Origin of the sequence: Rubinisphaera italica, from assembly GCF_007859715.1 — a bacterium.
Classification (GTDB): domain Bacteria; phylum Planctomycetota; class Planctomycetia; order Planctomycetales; family Planctomycetaceae; genus Rubinisphaera; species Rubinisphaera italica.
In genome coordinates, this window is the sequence record NZ_SJPG01000001.1 from 3,154,598 (window position 1) to 3,172,248 (window position 17,651).

At 47.2% G+C, this 17,651-nt stretch carries 15 protein-coding genes and 1 pseudogene; 9 read left to right on the forward strand and 7 right to left on the reverse strand.

Annotation, left to right across the window (positions count from 1 at the left end; translation table 11 throughout):
• Positions 1–58: 58 nt before the first annotated feature.
• Both Pan54_RS11790 and Pan54_RS11795 read left to right on the forward strand, forming a co-directional pair.
• On the forward strand, positions 59–1,765 hold the full coding sequence (locus tag Pan54_RS11790) for a hypothetical protein (protein WP_146503671.1): 1,707 nt from the start codon (positions 59–61) through the stop codon (positions 1,763–1,765).
• Between the two features lie 41 nt (positions 1,766–1,806).
• Complete coding sequence (locus Pan54_RS11795; protein WP_146503672.1) at positions 1,807–3,060, forward strand: hypothetical protein; 1,254 nt, start codon at positions 1,807–1,809, stop codon at positions 3,058–3,060.
• Between the two features lie 8 nt (positions 3,061–3,068).
• Here the strand turns inward: Pan54_RS11795 and Pan54_RS11800 are convergent, their stop codons facing one another.
• Entirely contained in the window at positions 3,069–3,329 is a 261-nt protein-coding gene (locus Pan54_RS11800; RefSeq protein ID WP_146503673.1) for a hypothetical protein, read from the reverse strand.
• 633 nt (positions 3,330–3,962) lie between these two features.
• Here Pan54_RS11800 and Pan54_RS11805 point away from each other — a divergent pair.
• Positions 3,963–5,093 carry an ISAs1 family transposase gene (locus tag Pan54_RS11805; protein ID WP_146501987.1) on the forward strand — a complete coding sequence of 377 codons (1,131 nt, stop codon included), beginning with the start codon at positions 3,963–3,965 and terminating at the stop codon, positions 5,091–5,093.
• 2 nt (positions 5,094–5,095) lie between these two features.
• Here Pan54_RS11805 and Pan54_RS11810 read toward each other — a convergent pair whose 3' ends face one another.
• The 3 genes from Pan54_RS11810 to Pan54_RS11815 all read right to left on the reverse strand — a co-directional run bounded on the left by Pan54_RS11810 (position 5,096) and on the right by Pan54_RS11815 (position 6,003).
• Complete coding sequence (locus tag Pan54_RS11810; protein WP_146503674.1) at positions 5,096–5,413, reverse strand: hypothetical protein; 318 nt, start codon at positions 5,411–5,413, stop codon at positions 5,096–5,098.
• Positions 5,410–5,559 (reverse strand): hypothetical protein, encoded by a 150-nt coding sequence (locus tag Pan54_RS25840; protein ID WP_165441741.1) that lies wholly within the window; start codon positions 5,557–5,559, stop codon positions 5,410–5,412. The genes Pan54_RS11810 and Pan54_RS25840 overlap by 4 nt, the downstream gene beginning before the upstream one ends.
• A gap of 219 nt (positions 5,560–5,778) precedes the next feature.
• The gene (locus tag Pan54_RS11815; RefSeq protein ID WP_146503675.1) at positions 5,779–6,003 is read right to left on the reverse strand and encodes a hypothetical protein; all 225 of its coding nucleotides are present in this window, start codon (positions 6,001–6,003) and stop codon (positions 5,779–5,781) included.
• 92 nt (positions 6,004–6,095) lie between these two features.
• Here Pan54_RS11815 and Pan54_RS11820 point away from each other — a divergent pair, with 92 nt between their 5' ends.
• The 4 genes from Pan54_RS11820 (at position 6,096) to Pan54_RS26105 (ending at position 10,958) form a co-directional block, all read left to right on the forward strand.
• Entirely contained in the window at positions 6,096–9,125 is a 3,030-nt protein-coding gene (locus tag Pan54_RS11820; protein ID WP_146503676.1) for a tetratricopeptide repeat protein, read from the forward strand.
• A 68-nt stretch (positions 9,126–9,193) separates the two neighbouring features.
• Positions 9,194–10,417 carry a hypothetical protein gene (locus tag Pan54_RS11825; RefSeq protein WP_146503677.1) on the forward strand — a complete coding sequence of 408 codons (1,224 nt, stop codon included), beginning with the start codon at positions 9,194–9,196 and terminating at the stop codon, positions 10,415–10,417.
• A gap of 58 nt (positions 10,418–10,475) precedes the next feature.
• On the forward strand, positions 10,476–10,724 hold the full coding sequence (locus Pan54_RS26100; RefSeq protein WP_207310120.1) for a ParB N-terminal domain-containing protein: 249 nt from the start codon (positions 10,476–10,478) through the stop codon (positions 10,722–10,724).
• 84 nt (positions 10,725–10,808) lie between these two features.
• The gene (locus Pan54_RS26105; protein ID WP_207310121.1) at positions 10,809–10,958 is read left to right on the forward strand and encodes a hypothetical protein; all 150 of its coding nucleotides are present in this window, start codon (positions 10,809–10,811) and stop codon (positions 10,956–10,958) included.
• A gap of 196 nt (positions 10,959–11,154) precedes the next feature.
• Here the strand turns inward: Pan54_RS26105 and Pan54_RS11835 are convergent, their stop codons facing one another.
• The 3 genes from Pan54_RS11835 to Pan54_RS11845 all read right to left on the reverse strand — a co-directional run bounded on the left by Pan54_RS11835 (position 11,155) and on the right by Pan54_RS11845 (position 16,115).
• Complete coding sequence (locus Pan54_RS11835) at positions 11,155–12,072, reverse strand: S24 family peptidase (protein WP_146503678.1); 918 nt, start codon at positions 12,070–12,072, stop codon at positions 11,155–11,157.
• Positions 12,073–12,175: 103 nt separating this feature from the next.
• Complete coding sequence (locus Pan54_RS11840; RefSeq protein ID WP_165441826.1) at positions 12,176–13,162, reverse strand: IS30 family transposase; 987 nt, start codon at positions 13,160–13,162, stop codon at positions 12,176–12,178.
• A 61-nt stretch (positions 13,163–13,223) separates the two neighbouring features.
• Positions 13,224–16,115, reverse strand: coding sequence for an AAA family ATPase (locus Pan54_RS11845; RefSeq protein ID WP_207310122.1), 2,892 nt, complete (start codon positions 16,113–16,115; stop codon positions 13,224–13,226).
• A gap of 223 nt (positions 16,116–16,338) precedes the next feature.
• Here Pan54_RS11845 and Pan54_RS25845 point away from each other — a divergent pair, with 223 nt between their 5' ends.
• Both Pan54_RS25845 and Pan54_RS11850 read left to right on the forward strand, forming a co-directional pair.
• Positions 16,339–16,497: a hypothetical protein gene (locus tag Pan54_RS25845; RefSeq protein WP_165441743.1), complete on the forward strand. Its 159-nt coding sequence runs from the start codon at positions 16,339–16,341 to the stop codon at positions 16,495–16,497.
• An 18-nt stretch (positions 16,498–16,515) separates the two neighbouring features.
• Positions 16,516–17,418 (forward strand): annotated as a pseudogene (locus tag Pan54_RS11850) (terminase gpA endonuclease subunit); the annotation flags it as partial.
• Positions 17,419–17,651: the final 233 nt, after the last annotated feature.

Sequence of the window (17,651 nt, forward strand, 5' to 3'; positions counted from 1 at the left end):
AATCCTATTCGTTAAAACTACTTTAATTCACTAAATTTTACGCGCCAGGATTTACAGGATGCCATCAGGGTTAAGTTTTGATGAAGTCATTGAAGAAACGGGAATAGGTGTAGTTCACGCCATAGGAGACACTTTGTCGTCTTATATGGCTGAATCAGGCTCAAATCATTCAAACTGGCAAAAGCCTTTTCAAATACTACGAAAGAAACCTACTCCTCATACCACAGATGAATCTGGCTTGAAAAGCTGGCTCAGGGAATGGGAAAATTTATTGAGTAAAATGGATGCCGATTACTGCCTTGGTCCATCAATGATCTGCCGCAGTGAACTGGCCATGTATGACATCGAAACTCCTCGCTTTGGCATTCGAATATACATTCAAGGAATTGGCTGTCTAACGGTACGCAGAATAGAAACATTAAGAAATTCGCTAAAGAGACTCTATACGGATCAGTTTGTTTATGAACTCCTTCCCGAAGGCACGGACGGCTCAGGAATGCTGGCCGACTCACTAATTCTAACACCGGAGAATCGTCAAGATCTCATCTGGAATCTCGCAACGACAAACCTTGGGAAAATCTATGGTCTGGATTCTGTCACAGACGCCGAAGGCAACGATCTGCGGGGCATCCCCTTTGTCAGTCATTCTCACGCGACTGGCGGACTCTGTGCTCAGGCATGCTTGTTTATGATTCAATCATTGAATTATAAAACTACGGACGCAGTAAGAGGACTTGCAGAAATTACCTTTCGAGCATTGTCAGACTCTCCACAAGAAACACAAGAAGTTCCTGATGGGAAGGTGAAGTTTCCAATAAAGGGAATGAAGCGAAGACAAATTCTTGGGTATATGTATCGCTCATTCAAAGGAAAACATGAAATTGTTTCGGATGTCATTGATAAGATTAGATATCCAAAATATGCAGGGACGATCCAGGTCCCTAATCTGCAGAGAATTGCTCTTGAAGCGTACTCCAGATCTCGTATTCCTCAAATCGCATGTATCGATATGAAAAAACTGTGGTGCGATCAGCATGAGAAAGTTAATCCTGAAATCGATGCATTAGAACTTGATGATCAGGAAAACAATAACCATGGACTGGCTGTCATCGGTACTAGGTACTCTCTAAAGGCTAGTGAAGTTACAGAATCAATCGTATTCAACGATCCTGCATTAGGTCCACTACGCTGGTGCAGTTCTAATTTGCTTATTCAAAGCGCACAAATTCCTGATGATAATAAGGAAGCCCAGCAATTCAAAGAAATCGTAGTGCTTCCAAGCAAGATGAAAGTAGGATTGTTGACGCAACCAACGGACAAAGACTTAAAACCCTCAAGCTTACTTTACTACGGTATCATGAATTTCCGTGACCCTGACAAAAGATTTAAATACCAAGCCTCACCGAAACAAGTTGCAGAAAACTTGGTTGTGATTGCAGTTGGCCCAGACGATTTACGAACTGATCGTTCAACTGATACAAATAAAATTATTGAGTTATCGCTATGCTCAAAACTTCCTGCGAAATTTCATGGCCAAATTCACGAGATTATGAACACCCAATGGCAAAACATTTTGAATATGCATGAACCAAATGATATGGAATTGAAAGTTAATAAGCGATGGTACTGGCTGTTTTGCAATCCGAGAATTGAAGGTCAGAAAGTTGCAGTTGCCTTTATGAAATACGGAGCATACGACAAGAGAGCCCAGTACACCAAGGGTGATGACGGTCTTGTTGGTTACATAGATTATTGTAACGCGTAACACTTTCGGAATTTCATCTTTCCCGCAGACTTGGTATTTCCATGAGCCATTCGAACGTAAAACTGATTCCAGGTATCATCACCTCCTGCTTTGCCAGAGGGATCTTTACCAATGACAGCGAACGCCAGCAAAAGATCAAGCGATGGTTGAATCAGCTGAATGAAGTATATCACCAAGAATGCTTTGGTGAGAACAATCCTTCCAGACCGATGCCTGTAGAACTGTATGTGTTAATGCAGAAGGATGGTGCCTTTTTAAGAAGTGAGATAACGGCGCGAGAACTTCCTGAAGGAGACATCTCAGTTATTGAACTACTTGGCTACTGTAAGTATTCATCCGTCTGCGAACAGTTTGCAGAATTTATTTGGCAACAATGTCAATTGTACAACATTATGCCCATTGGATTTGCTACTTTTATACCAGGAATCTGCCGCAACCATTCGGAGGAAGATGACAAGAATAGGATCTTAAAAAGGACTCTTACCGATCGACGTTTTGAATCGATTTCAGCTCTTGTTGGTCTTAGAAAGCTGGCCCAATCTCTTAACAAAAAAATGTCCAATAGTCATTACGGAGAAGGTATTCGCAATATAGAAATTGTCTGCGGAAGTCGTGTTGAAGGATTAATACAGTCCTCAGACAAAAATAAAGAAACCGATTCTGAATGTGTCATGATTGTTGAAAATGAAGAGGGTTCTATCCCCTGTCTATTGAATGCCCTTCGAGAAGCCATAGAACAGACAAACGATGTCACTACTCCATTCAGCTTGGAAATGGAACCGGGTGAGCTGTTCCTCGCCAATTCGCTCAATACATTAAGAGAATGCGTAGAGCAAATTTCCAAAGACAATCTACTTAAGCAAAATATCAAATTGAATGTTGATGTGGGACATTATCACTTGGCAAATATTATGAAAGCACCAAAGGAAAGCTCAATTGTAAACAGGCATGCACAGTTAGCGTTAACAGGCATGGACCTGTTTGGAATGAATGGAAATGAAACGGACTCCACACTTGATTTTTACACTATGATTGGTCACGTCCATGTATCCGATTTTGATGAGAAAGCACACTGGGGAGACTTACCTTTTGACACCATTCATCGGGCAGAATACTTCACTGCAATATTAAATAATCTGGCTAAGAAATTACCAAGTGACAACGGTCAAAATAGCATGGTGGTTTCGTTAGAATTAGAAGCGGCTCGAGCAATTGGAACTGTGGAAAAGTCTTACCGAGACTTGTGCCGATCATGCCAAGCGTGGAATGAGGGGGGACCCGCTTCTGGTCCATAGGAAAAGTCTTAGCGAATAATTTTGAAACGCCCATGAGCCTGAACAGGATCAGAGACGGTAATCGTTTCAATCACCTCACTGTGATTAATGCGATCGATAGCTTCAATAATAGCATTTCCCACTTCGAAGTCAGTCATCTCATTGGGAGAATAACCTTCTTCTGAAAGAACAGACGTTGCCTCTTTACTTATTTCCTCAAAGTAATCAACGATGTCAAAGTCGGACTTCATGACGCGACACACACGGAGCAAAATTTCAGAGTCAGTCACGGAATTAATCCCGTTAGAAGTCATGTGATTCTTGCCAATTTGAAATTTGAAAAACGTGCAATGTAGCAGAACAAGCCGGAGAGTCAATGTCAAGCAACAGAATCTTAAAACAAAGTATTTCTTAAGTTCTAAGTTCGGCAAAATGCTTTGCCTGCCATGTTTCCCTTGTTCTCAGTCAGCATTAAATTGAAAAATATACAAGTAATAATTCATATATTTGCAACATCTCTCCAAGGTCAACTCTCGTGCAGTGATCCTTTTCATTTTACTTACCAATGCGAAATTTGAATTACTGGCTGATATTAATGAAATTGCTATCTTTAAGCTAATGCTTCAGCAATGATATGCAATACCTCAAATATCTGTAATTTAGATTGCCTTTGTCTACGTGCAAATCATTTGGGCTTAATCTGTCCTACTGATGGAATACCAATTTTGTAACTGTTGCTGCTCTTCCCAATCCTCCACCCCAACAACCTCCCTTAGCTCTCGCTCCGTCACCGGGTCACCCCCCTGCTCAGGGCAATCGCATGAGAATGGCACTGGAAATGCATCTTACCAGTTTCAGTGTTTGAGGCCACGAGGGTCTCGTTATGCGCAGGGACTTTTGCAACTTCGACCGAGGTATTTGCAATGTTTTCCAATCCGTTGTCATTTTTACTTTTCTTTGAAGACCTGGCTGATCCACGAGAGGACTACAAAGTTACCCATTCGCTCAGCGATATGATTTTCCTGGCTCTCTGCGGGGCGGTTGCCAATTGCGATCATTGGACGGAGATTGAAATCTATGCACGCAATCATCTCAAATTCCTCAAGAAATATGTTTCGCTCAAAAACGGAGTTCCCTCACATGATACGTTCAGTCGAGTCTTTTCACGACTCGATCCGGTCGCATTCTCGGAATGCTTGATCAAGTGGGTGGATTCCCTGCAAAGTGATCTCGCCAGCCAGGGCGTGCATCTGGATGGTAAAGTTCTCAGGCGGAGTTTCGACAAAGCTGCTGGCAAGGGAGCTTTAAATGTTGTGACGGCCTGGGCGGGTGATTTGCATTTGTGCCTGGGACAGTTACCGGTCGAGGAAGGCACGAACGAGAAGACTGCGATGCCGAAGTTGATTGAACTACTGGAGCTATCGGGAGCCGTTGTGACTGTCGATGCGGCTCATACAAACAAGTCGGTAGCCCGGCAGTTGCGTGGCAAAAACGCGGACTACGTGATGACCGTCAAGGGGAATCAACCGAAGTTGTATGAGATCATCAATCAGAAGTTTGAGGAGCTTTCTGAGAACGACTTTCAGCATCCCAAAGTTCGGCGTCATACGACACGGGAATCAAACGGAGGTCGGGACGAATATCGACGCTATACTGTCTTTCCTGCCCCTGCCGAAGTGAAACAACTCGGGTGGGTCGATGTGAAATCAATTGGGATGGTGTACCGCGAACGAACGGTCAACGGGAAGACGTCGCAGGAGTTGATCTACTTCATCTCCAGCCTGCCGCCCAAAGTGCGAACCCTGGCTAAGCACGTTCGGGACCACTGGAAGATTGAGAACCAGATGCATTGGTCATTGGACGTCACTTTTGCAGAAGATACAAGCCGAATCCGTAAAGGCGAGGGTGCTGCGAACGCAGCGATCTTCCGCCGATTAGCACTGACAATTTTGAAGAGATACACCGACGAAAAAATGAGCATCCGCTCGAAACGACTCACCGCGAGCTGGAATTCAGAGAATTTATTGCGATATTTAACAGGAAATCAGGCATAATCTCATGCGATTGCCCTGCCCCCCTGCTCCACACGTGGAAGGAACAAAATCGTCTCTTGAATCTCCGGTGCCAGGTTTAGCAAGTTCATTATCTGCGTCATCCTCGCCCGGCTAACCTGCCCCAGTCGGGCGAGTTCGGCGTAGTCGTTGACATGGCCATCTCTAATCAATCGGTCGAATCGGATCGCCAGTGCCATCAACTTGGTGACGCGTGGCAGGCGTCCTTTGGGTTTCTCTCGATCCTTCCCTTCAGCCAGACGTTTGCGTCCCTTCTTCCCTTTCTGGAAGTGGACTTTTCCTTTGATCGTCAATTGGCTCATAAGCTCATCTCCTCGTTAATTGTCTGTTGCAGAAATTCTTCCAGTCCCGTTGGTCGCAATGTGATCGCCACCGTTCCATCCTCGCCGTTGTAGCCGACCCGTTCGATCAGCAGGTTCAGGTAGTGGGATTGTTCTCTGAGACTCATGCTTGACCATTGTCTGTCAAACTGGCTCAGGGATTCGATGATCTGTTCGTTAGGATTTCCAGTTTCTGATGGCGGGTCTGTTCGTTGAGGTTGGTTCGCAAGCGTTTCTTGGCCTTCTGGATCTGATATCCTGCAGTTCGGCCAGTCGATCGAAGTCCGGGCCTTGGGAGCGCTGCAGTTGGCGAGTTAGTTCCCGGTTCGCGGTTGTGAGCGACGGTTTTAGAGACGGTCCTGCTCGGCTTCGGGCTCGATGACTGTCAATCTGGATTTCTCGCGATCGACATCGTAGCCCAGGACGGGCGCGCCGCCGATGTTACGGCCTTTGCGACGGGCAGCCGCCATCTTGTCCCGGGTTCGTTCGGAGAGTTTTCGGATTCGAGTTGATCGTGGGCTGCGAGCCGGAAGAAAGTCAGTGGCCAGAAATGTGATGAACCTTTTACACAATTCATTCGTTATTACATTCCAGTTCCATTTGAAAACTTATCCTCAATATGATGTACTAATGCATCCACACACTTCCTGAATAACGGTTTCCAATGACAACAAAATTTATCCAGGCCATTTCGAAACTCCTGTCATCTGCTCCCAGTCAGGCAACGACTGCTATTGGCGTGGGAACTGCACTCGCTGCAACTGGTTATGGACCTTTGAGTTTATCTGTGATGGGTTTGGGCGCGGCTGGGATTTTTGCTTACGATCTGTGGAACGGAATCGTTCAGGGACACACGATTGATGAAATCCGCGAGCATGTCAAAGCGACTTTGAATGCACAGCAAAGACAGCAGGCGGGGCTTGCACTTGGTACGGATTTCATCGCCAGTGAACTCGGTTTGCCGGAAGCGGAATTACTCGGCATCGATGACCTGCGACGCCCCTACGATATTCTTTTACGGTTTGTTCAGGGGGAGATCGATTCCCTTGAAGACTTAACGAAAGAACTTCAGGCGACTCAGGACCAGACCCTCAAAGCGATCAATCAACTTCTTGAAAACGATCGCAAACTCGAACAACGGCTCAATGCCCGATTGATTTCCTTGGAATCCCAGTTGCCAGTAGCTGTCAAGCAGGAAATCCTGCCCAACATCGTTAAGGAGTTTGATCGCCTGCGGGATCTGATCACAAGGCAAGCAAAGGTTGCTCCCCGCCTGGATTTGACGGTGCGAGTTTACGATCCCACTCAGAAGGAGCAGCTGCAGTCCGTAGATCGATTCATTTATGACCGTCAGCGTGTGCCTCTGTTTGGGCGGGAACAGGAGCTGGAAGAACTGCATCAGTTTCTGCAGCCGGGTGAGAATTTCAGTATTGATGTTCGCTGGTGGTTATGGACGGGTCCGGGTGGCATTGGTAAAAGTCGGCTGGCACTGGAACTGGCATTACAGGCCGAAGCCCTGGGCTGGCATGCCGGGTTCTGGAAAGATTCGGACCTGAACTGGGAACAATGGCAACCGGAGCAGCCGACACTCATTATTGTCGACTATGTAGAACAGAAAAGTGATCTCATCCGCAAGGCTCTGGAAGCCTTTGCGAACGGAAACAGCACGTCGCATCCAGTTCGCTTCCTCCTGCTGGCTCGATCAGCAGAGCAGGAATTAAAAGCGGAGACGACAGACGATCCGATGTCAAAACTGATTGGCTTTCAGCAAAAGGATCGCTGGTGGGAAGATTTTCTATCGTCCGCCTCCCACACCTTAAAATCATCCCTCAATGATATGGCCTATTGTGATACTGCTGAAGAATCCCACCGCAGGCTCGGCTCACTATCTAATGACGATTTGATCAAGACGATTCAATTTGTCCATGCCGAACTGTTGGAGTATGCAGCTGAAATCAAACTTCTGGAGGCAGCCGACCAGAAAACGATTCTCGATAACCTGGGCTCACTCGATTCCCACGGGCGACCGCTGTTCGCGGCTTTTGCAGCCGAGGCAATTGCACGGCACGGAATCGAGGAAGTCCGACACTGGAATTCGATTGACCTGGCAGAGCACTGTCTCGACCGGGAAATCAATCGCTGGAAAGATTCCTGTTACAACGGAAATCCCAACCAACTCGATGCCGCGCATTTGAATTTGCTGACACTCGCCACCTTCCTCGGTGGAGAAGACCTGCAACTCTGCGATTCGGCCTTGAACAAGGGTTGCAGCATTCCACCTTTTGAGGAGGTGCAAATCGAAGCGGTCAAAGCCATGACCGGCTACACGGGTAGTTTCAGTGAAGAGACTTTTACCCCCCTCGAACCCGACCTGTTGGGAGAATTATGGATTCTGCAGCGGCTCGCCGGGCGAATTGTATTGAATGGTGAGACCAAACCAAAAGTAAAACGAGAAACATTCGAGCTGATGAAATTCGCCTGGTGCCAAAACCCAAAACAAACGGGTGAGGTGATGGTGAATTGCATTCGGGATTTTCCTGAGCATCCGGCAGTTGATTTGTTCGTGGGACTTAATAGCAAGTTATGTGACAATTGTGAAATCACAAGATTCTGCGATGCGATATTCAAGCGTGGATTGCAATACGGTCAGTCCAATCTACATGGTAATGCAATCAAGGAATTCTCGTATTTACTGAAAACAAATACCTCAGATGATAGAATCCACATATTGTCAATATTCTTCCGTGGTGTATCATATTATTCACTTGGTAATATTCTATGTGCTATTTCTGAATACACTCAAATAATAAAAATACACAACGTGAATAACGACATTCTAACAAAGTCTTTGTTTAACAGAGCCAACTCTTACATTGACTTAAACATGAATGCTGAAGCAATTTCTGATTACGAACGTATTATTGGAATTCCAGTTGCACCACTGAATAATCGGATTTCTGCTCTAATTAATCATGCATTAACTCTGCATAAAAATGGACTCATAACTGATCTGGAAGTTATTTCCCGATACAGTCAAGTTATTGAAAATGATAAAATCTCAGCAGGCCTTGTGTCGCAGGCACTCTTCAATCGTGCAGTAATTTACACAACAGTTGATGATTTAAATAACTCGATAGCCGATTACAGCACAATCGTTGAATCAAATGACTCTCCTAGTGAATTTAAAGTTAGGGCTTTTTACAACAGGGGGCATGTATACCTTCTAAACAAAGAATACGAAAAAGCTATTAATGATTTTTCTAAATTATTTAATTTCCCCAATGCTTCATCTGTTATTCGAGTTCAATCAATTATTGGTCGAGGACTCGCTCACATGCGACTATTGAATTATGAGCAAGCATTGAAAGACTTTGACCAAGCAATTATTTATCCCAATGCTCCGTTAGAGTTTCAAGCAATGGCAAAAGTAAATCGTGGAAATGTTTTCGGTAAAACCAGAGATATACCTAAGTCAATAGCTGAATACACAGCAGTTATTATAAATATTGAAATACCTGATGCGATTAAGTCTGTAGCCTACTATAATAGAGGGGAAGCGTACTATTTATCTGGCAATCCCGACTCTGCAATAAAGGACATTGAAATAGCATTAACATTCAATACACTCGATGTCCAGCAAAAACAGGAAGCAATCGAACTTCTACAAAAAGTACAAAAAGAAATGCAGGTTTAATTAAATTCTCCGCGCAACATTCCCCCTTGTAGATGAATGCTATTCATCATCATATCGGGGAATATACCGTGGAATTATTGTCGAATATGCGGCGGGTGAGTCGGTTGGAGGTTTGTCCGATTTGTGGACGTGGCGACTGGTGTCTGGTTTCTCCAGATGGAACGATGGCAATTTGCCCTCGGACAGCTGAAGGTGCCGTCAAGGACTTGAGCGAAGCGGGTTATCTGCATGAGGTCCATCCTGATTATGTCACGCCCCACCCTGCTCCGCATTATGAACCCAATAATACTGTCAAAGTCGATTTCAAACATTTGTCCGATATTCGTCGCGAACGAGCCAAGCCCCGGCTGCACGATCTGGCTCGCAAGCTGGGTGTCAGCGTTGATGCCCTGCGGCGTCTCAAAGTCGGCTATAACGATTTTGATAAGACCTACACGTTTCCCGAGCGGGATGGCCAAGGGAACATTATCGGCATTCTGCTGCGGTATCCCTCTGGTCCCAAGAAGCGGATCAAGGGCTCCAAGTCTGGCTTGAGTTATGCGGATGCATGGCACAACGGTTCTGTCCCAGTTCTGCTGGTCGAAGGTCCGTCCGATACGACGGCGTTAATGTCGTTTGGCCTCAATGCAATCGGACGCCCCAGTAACCGTGGTGGTTATGCTCATCTGGCCGATTTACTCAGTGACTTTCCCGATGATCGCAACATCATCGTTTTGGGCGATAACGATCGCAAAGTGGACGGATTCTGGACCGGTAAATATGGTGCGATTCAGACGGCCACAGAGGTCTCCAAACGACTCGAACGAACGGTTTACTGGACACTGCCACCCGATGGGATGAAGGACGCCCGTGCCTGGCTCAATGAGAATGGGGGTGATAACCCCACATCAATGCGGGACTGCTTTCTGGAGGGTCTGCAGCTGCATGTTGTTACTCCGCCACCCGTGATTCGCTCGTTCGTGCCGTTTCAGGAACCGATCAGCCTGGGCAGTTATCGTCAGGAAATGCTCAAGAGACGATTACTATCCCTCGATCGACCCGGCGATGCTGGCCAGTTCTCCAAGACGACATCGTCTCGCTTCAAACGATTTGTTGAAGCTTATGGAGAACGATGCTGGGAACTGGAATCTCTGACCGTTGAACAACTGCGTGAAATCACCGAATCAGTCATCCGTGAAGTGCTCGACCTGGATGCCTTTGAAACCGAGGTTCTGCGTGAGCAATCCGATCAACAGATACTCAATGAAAAGCGACGTGAGATGCAGAAGTTGCTGGCTCAAGAATTGTCTTAACCCTCTATCCCAACAATTTCATTTACCAAAGACTTATCCCCCCGAGAAGGAGTCTCCCTTGCAGACGGAACTGAAGTTCGAACAATGGCCCATAAAGAAGGTCACCCCTTATGCGAACAATCCTCGAAAGAATGATCATGCTGTTGAACAGGTGGCTCGCTCGATAACAGAGTATGGCTTCCGGCAGCCGATCGTCGTCGATGAACACGGCGTGATTGTCGACGACCACACGCGCTGGAAGGCAGCCAACAAGCTCAAGTTGAAAGAGGTACCGGTCCACGTTGCCAAGGACCTGACTGAAGCCTAGATCAAGGCCTATCGCATCGCCGACAACAAGACAAACGAACTGGCCGAATGGGATCTGGATTTATTACCCCTCGAACTGACGGCATTGGGTGACCTCGATTACGGCATTGATGTGCTGGGTTTCACGAGCGATGAACTGGCTGAGCTGATGCAGCCTGAACAACCCGAGCCGCAGACCGATCCCGAAGATTTCCCGGGCCCCCTGACGAGGCGATTACCAAACCGGTTGACCTAAGGATTCTCGGAGAGCATCGCCTGCTGTGTGGTTACAGTTCCAAACCGGAAGACCTTGATCGGTTACTCGATGGCCAGCCAATCCACCTCGTGAATATGGATCCGCCCTACAATGTGAAGGTCGAACCCTTTCCATCAACGCGATCTCAACGTGCAACAGTGCACGCCAAAGCCAGTCGACTTGGCTATCGAAGTCATCAATCTACTTGCGTATATTCATCTGATAAATCGATTGATTCGAACAGCACACCCTTTAAAACCCAGAACTTAGCCTTATCGAGTTCGTCACGAGGGATCAAAAGTGGTGGGTGAGGGTCGACCTGATTGGGGCTAGTGAGAATGCACCCCAAATCATGATGGTATACACGTTTTATGACCCGTCCAATCCCTTCCGTAGATGAATCAATTACAGCGAGGTCTCCATTCTTGACTTCAGAATAGCTGTGCCCTTCCGTCTGATCGATCAAAACATGCTGACCGTCCCGTGCAATGGGATCAAGACTGTCTTCAAGAACTTGCACTCCCGCCAGTTTTTTCAGCCACTTGATATCAAAGTCTCCTCTGGGGCACCACTCAACAGGTTTGTCAGAGTTGTTATTACGTCCTGATCTTTGAGGATCGAATAAGACTCCCAACACTTTTCGCAGTGATGACTCTGTTTTGGGAACACAGAAATCAGGTTTAGGATCGTTCGGATTGATTGCTTTCAGGATCCATTCTTCTCCATGCGATGAGATGCGTCTCAACAACTTGCTATTGTCCACGCATTTCACCGCGACTAAATCCCCCTCTTCCACCTCCGTTTGCTCATCTGCTAACAATGCCCATTGTCCGTCTCGAGCGACTGGTTCCATTCCATTTCCGACGACCAGCACCGCATTACCCGGAAGAACGGCCATCAATGTTGGAACTTCCGCGAAATCGACTTCCCAACTGTCCGGCTTTGCAGCAGCGGTTCCATATTTAAAGATACTAAGTTGGTTATCCCAATTGGCCTCTTTGTTAAGTCCCATTGGAATCCCAGCACCAGGGTTGATTATCTTTTTTTGCCTCAAAGTGTGCAGGAAATCTTTTTCCAGTCGCTGCAGTTCTTTCTTATACATCTCGTGAAACATGCGAAGTCGATCCAGGCATGTTAGCACTACTGGCTTTGTCAAGGCAGCTTCTGATAAACCATGAGAGCCGCGATTGAGTACTCGCTTTACCTCATTGGTGGATTCAATTTTGAAATGCACGGGTTTTGGGTTCGAACAGTTCGTGTGGTGATTTGAATTGGTACTTTTTGCGAGGCCGGTTGTTCAACTCCATCACAGCCGCTTGAATATCCTCGGCTTTCAGTTTACGGAAATCGCTCCCCTTCAGGAAGTATTGCCGCAGAAGCCCGTTGGTGTTCTCATTCTGGCCGCGTTGCCACGGCTGGCGAGCCGGAGCAAAATAGATCGCACAATGCAGGGCTTGCTCCAACTCTCGATGACCCGAAAACTCACTCCCGTTGTCCGTCGTCAAAGTTCGAATCAATGACGATGGCAACCCCTCAAACGCAAACACCGAAGCCGCGTTCAACGTCGATGCTTTCTTGTCCGGCAGATAGCTCGCCACAAGATAGCCGGTCTTGCGTTCGACATGCGTGACAATGTAGCCGGTCCCCTTTTGACCCTCGATGGTATCCGATTCCCAGTGCCCGATCCGCGAACGATTGCGTGCAGAAACCGGTCGCTGATCCATTGGCTTTTTGGTCGGGTCGCATCGTCTGGAGATCCCTGTGCCGTAGCGTTTGCGGCGTTTCTTTCTCGATTGACGCAGCTGCCTGTAGATGTTGCCGCCCTGCTTTTTGTTTGCTTTGATCCAGGCGTAAATCGTCTCAATGGATATTCGCATTCTGGCCTCCCGAGGATGCAGTCGCAAGAGTTGACCTGCAATCTGTTCCGGCGACCACTTGAGAGACAACTTATCGAGCAGGAATTCTTTGAGCGGAGCGTGGTTGAGTTTCCAGGGGAGTTTGCAGAGTTGTCGACGCCGTCGCGCTTTGCGGTCGGCTTTCCCGGCGAAATACTTCCCGGTCGCATCCGAATTCCGCCGCAGTTCTCGGGAGATCGTGCTGGGGTCTCGGGATAACTCGCGCGCAATTTCTATTCGAGAGTGTCCCAGGGCGTGCATGTGCGCTATGGAATCACGTTCCTCAGCAGTAAGATGCGTGTGTGACATTCGTGATTTCTTCTTAGTAGGATTGATGGTCGTTTGGTCAAAACAAACCATCTCACGAATGTCACTCTTTTTCCATCAACCCGTGCATTTCAAAATTGAATCCACCATTATCTGTTAGAATGTCTGACATCTCATTTATTAGATCACTGTAGAGAGGATTATCTTCTCCAGTTGACTTATAGCGGGCAATTGTCGCGGAAAGATTGCTGTGATCATAAAATGGCTTATTGCTATACGTTTCCAGCGTGTGCAATGCGTATTCACAATACTTCCTCAGTATGTTTGGAACAACCCGCCAGTCGTCAAGCATCTTATTGCTAGCGTCTGCGATTCTGCTGCCTGGTCTGAAGCTAATGGCTCTGGGCCATGGGCGGCTATTCAATTCGACGACCGCATTTCCCGAAAAGTCATCTTGACAGTTTGCGAAATAATGAAGTTGGTGCGTCGAAACGATATACTGCTTTTTTAGCATCTTCTCTTTGAGAATCTTACTTGACCAGCCTTCACGATGGTCATCATCAAGCGAGGTCATCGGGTCATCCATGATGACAAACCCCAAGCCGGCTGGATGTTCTTCAAGCAACGCAAAAAAGAGCGATAATGCTACCGCTCTTTGCAATCCGGTGTTTGCAAAGAAAGCTTCCAATGCAATGCAATGCTCGTTTGCCAGATAGGCCTGAATTCTCTCGTTCTTTTTCTTGCCGATAGCCAGTGAATGCGGTTCAAGGCCTGTCCCGGTCTCTGGATAGAGCAGTTTCCAGTACGCCATTGTTTGTTCGCTGATCCTGCTGAATGTTGTGTTGATCTCATTGTCGGAGTATTTCGTCAGGACTTTGAGTTGAGCGAGTGGTTTTTCAAGCTGACTCAGCTGATTCAGTTCATCGAGCAACTTTTGCAACTTGTCTCTATCTTTATAAGCGGTGCGAAGTACTGCCAGCGTTTGTTTAAGGGGTTTGATTGCATCTGCCTTTTCCCGCCCGGCTGCCAGTGTCTCATAAAGCGATTTTCCTTCCTGCGAATTTTCCGCTTTAATCGATCGATTCAATCGGGACAGAATTGATTCGTACTCGCGGGAACTCCAGTCCAGAAGACGCAGTGATTCATTTGCCGCATCAACAACTGAATGGAAATCCTCAGCGGTTTGTTGGAATCTCTCTTCGCAATCGGCAGGTAATATTATGGGACTGTCTACAGGGGCAATGGTGATTTCTGAAATGATTGCCGTGACATCTGCGTCATATTTTTCATATACAGGTTTTAAGGCCGCTGGCAGAGTAACTTTCTTCAACTTCTGCCAATCAGCAGAAAGTCGAGCGGCTGGAGACTGTGAGCAGACGGAGCGAAGTGAAGCAGGCACAAGTTTGTCGAGTTCTGCTTTCAAGCTGCGAAAGAAACTCTCAAGATTTTCACGCAGTTCCTGATCACTTTTCTTGAGCTCAATCAATTCCTTTCTCAACTTGTCATCTTTGATTTCCTCATAGCAAACAGGGCAGGAATTTTCTTCGGCAAGAAAGTATTCGGCTGCATGTAATAGCAGGCTTGATCGGCCGCTGTTTTCATTTTCTCTTTGCCACCACTCATATCTTGCCTTGATCCGAGCGCGTGCAGTAGACAGAAAATCTGAAAAATATTTCCTTATGGATTCAAGGATTACAGAACTGGTTTGTTCTTCGGTCGCGGCCAGTGCATTATCAAGTTGAATCGCGTTGAATTTCGGAAAGATATCGGAGTCATTTTTCTGCAGTTCACTGATCGCCTTGAGAAGATCATCAGACAGGTTCCCCTGAGAAGGCGTTTTCACATTGGATTGCACACCAACAAGTGTCGCGAGTTCTGATTCAGCCGCTTGATGTTCCTTGGCTAATGTTTCCCCAGCCACTTTCAATTCATCCGTGCTAGGGTGCTGGAGAGAGAGCGTTTTTGTCAGCGCAGCAGGAACTTTTTCCTGATCCTCGAAATAGGCAGTCGAAGCTTCCAGCTTCGTTCTGATTTCTTCCCATGTTGTTTCAATTTCGTCTTTTAGCCAATTTCTTCGAGTGGTACGATTTCTTCCGATGTCAGTGGCGAGCTTGCCGATTCTCTGAACATCACTGAGCCCCAGCAATTTTGCCAGAATGTCAGGAACAGACTGAGCCTGCTCCACGGTTAGCCTGCTTAGCTCGACTGGAGCATTCAAAGACAATTCGAGGTCCAATGCATTAATCCCCAATTCCGCAAGCGTTTGCTTCGAAGTCCAGCTCGTGCCATCTCGACTCGTCTCCAAGCCACCAATGAAGCTTCGTTTGAGGTGCAGCCTTTTTCCGTCGTCGTCAATGAGTGTGATTTGAACCAGACAATCATGGACGGTCTGCTTGGTAATTTGTGAATCAGGAAGTGTGATCTCAGGACTCCACTCCCTGATTGCTACCAATCCTTCGCCTGGTTTGCTCTTCTTGAAGACCTTGGTTTGAGAATTCTGAGTTTGACCATCAGGCACGAATTCCCCGTTCAAAACCCAACAAACTGCCCCCAGCAGACTTGATTTACCGCTTCCATTCGGACCGTAGATCAGATTGGATATGCCCGCAAAGTCAAATTCAATTTTGTTACCTGCAGGGGCAAGACCACGAAAAGATGTGCACTCAATTTGATGCAGCCTATACTTTTTTGGTGGCAACGAAGTGATCTCGACATCGGAATCCATATGTTGAATGCTGCGTGAATCTTGATTCTCACTTTCAGTGTCAACATGGGAAAGGGACTCCGTCTCGTCCGCTTTTTGATCATTGAACATGGACAGCAACGTTTCTATGCGAGAATCACCACGGCAACTTTCGAGAGCGTCTCGATTCTTGATCATCGTCTGTAATAATCGCATTCCTGCAATATCGAGAGCACTCGTCGTAATCTTTCCCGACGATACAGTTCGACCGTCAAGTAACGTGTTGAAAACCGATTGGCTCTGTGGACTCACATTCATTTCAACTGCCCATCATCTTGTCATGATATTTGGATATCGATTTTGTTTGATAAGTCAGAATATCCAAACACATTCCCAGTTCACAGCCAGGCATGCTCAACAATTTACTTTTGGAACCAGGTCATCTGAATCTATGTAGAAGAATAAGTTGTGAACTCATGTGAGACTTGCTGATATCTGTTAATCCGGATCTGCTCTCTATTCATAGTAATACCCAATGGGACAAACTGCGTCAGCAGCTCACAATCTATTCCTGAGTGCGGGTGAACTGGCTGCCGATGAATGGCGGGCCTCCCGCTCCCCGGATGAAGAAATCGCTGAACGCGAGATGCGACAATTTGTGTGGTGCCTGCCGGTGCTCCCGAATTGCTGGTAAGAAACAGCGTTACAGGCTGAACAGATTACGCAGCGATTATCGGGCTGTCCCCAGGGCGTACTGCCTCCGGGAACCGAGTATGTCTCGACTGCGATGGACCTCGGCAAATATCTGTGTCACTTGATCACGGTTGCCTGGCTACAGGACGCCTCCTGTCACATCGTTGATTACGGACGAATCGAAGTCGCCTCAGTGGATCTCGGTGTCGAACGGGCATTGATGCTGGCACTTACTGAATATCAGAATCTGCTGCTGGCTGGTTATCCACTGGGCATTGATAAGCAGGACCCGACCCGCGTTGAGCAAAATCCATTCATCCCCAATCAGGCCTGGATCGATGCGGGCTATATGACCGAACTGGTTTATAAATTCTGTCGCGTGAGTCAGGGATGCCTCCCCGCCGTTGGTCGCAGTGTACTGCAGGTCGGACGCCAACAGCAGGACAAACCAGTCAACCACCACACGCGCCATCGCCGGATCGGCGAAGACTACTCGCTTAACTATCTGCAGGAACAGCACATCACGCTTGCCGAAGTGAACGCCGATCATTGGAAAAGCTGGGTGCATCAGCGACTCGAAACACCCCTTGATCAGCCCGGTGCAATGACGCTCTTCCAGGCTCTCTCGCACGAGCACTTATCGCTGGCCAAGCACCTGACCTCTGAACGTAAGGTCGAGGAGTTTATGCCGGGACGTGGCGTCGTCACCCGCTGGGAACGGATCCGCAAGAACAACTACTGGTTCGATGCGCTATACAACGCGTGTGCGGCTGGGCACGCGTCTGGTGTGCGATTGCTGGAAGAGTATCGCGTCAAACCGGAGCCGAGACGCAAGATGAGCGAAGTGGCTGAGGACAAGCGACGTCAGCGCGGGACCATTGACCATGAGCGTTGGGATGAGATGCGGAGGAGGTGGGGGTGAACTCTATACCTGCGCAACAAACTTACTCTGGGTAAGTGCAGGTAAATCACTGCATGATTATTAACATATCAATAAATTTGATTGATTTTTCAAATTTAGTTTTCCGTGAAGATTGACGTCTGATTGGCCGTCACCTAAAAACCTTGCCCTGGTGCCTGCTTGTACAGTTACTTCATAAGACCGTTCATCAGGCAATTCAAACTATTGTCATTCGATTTCGTAATTCCGAAGGT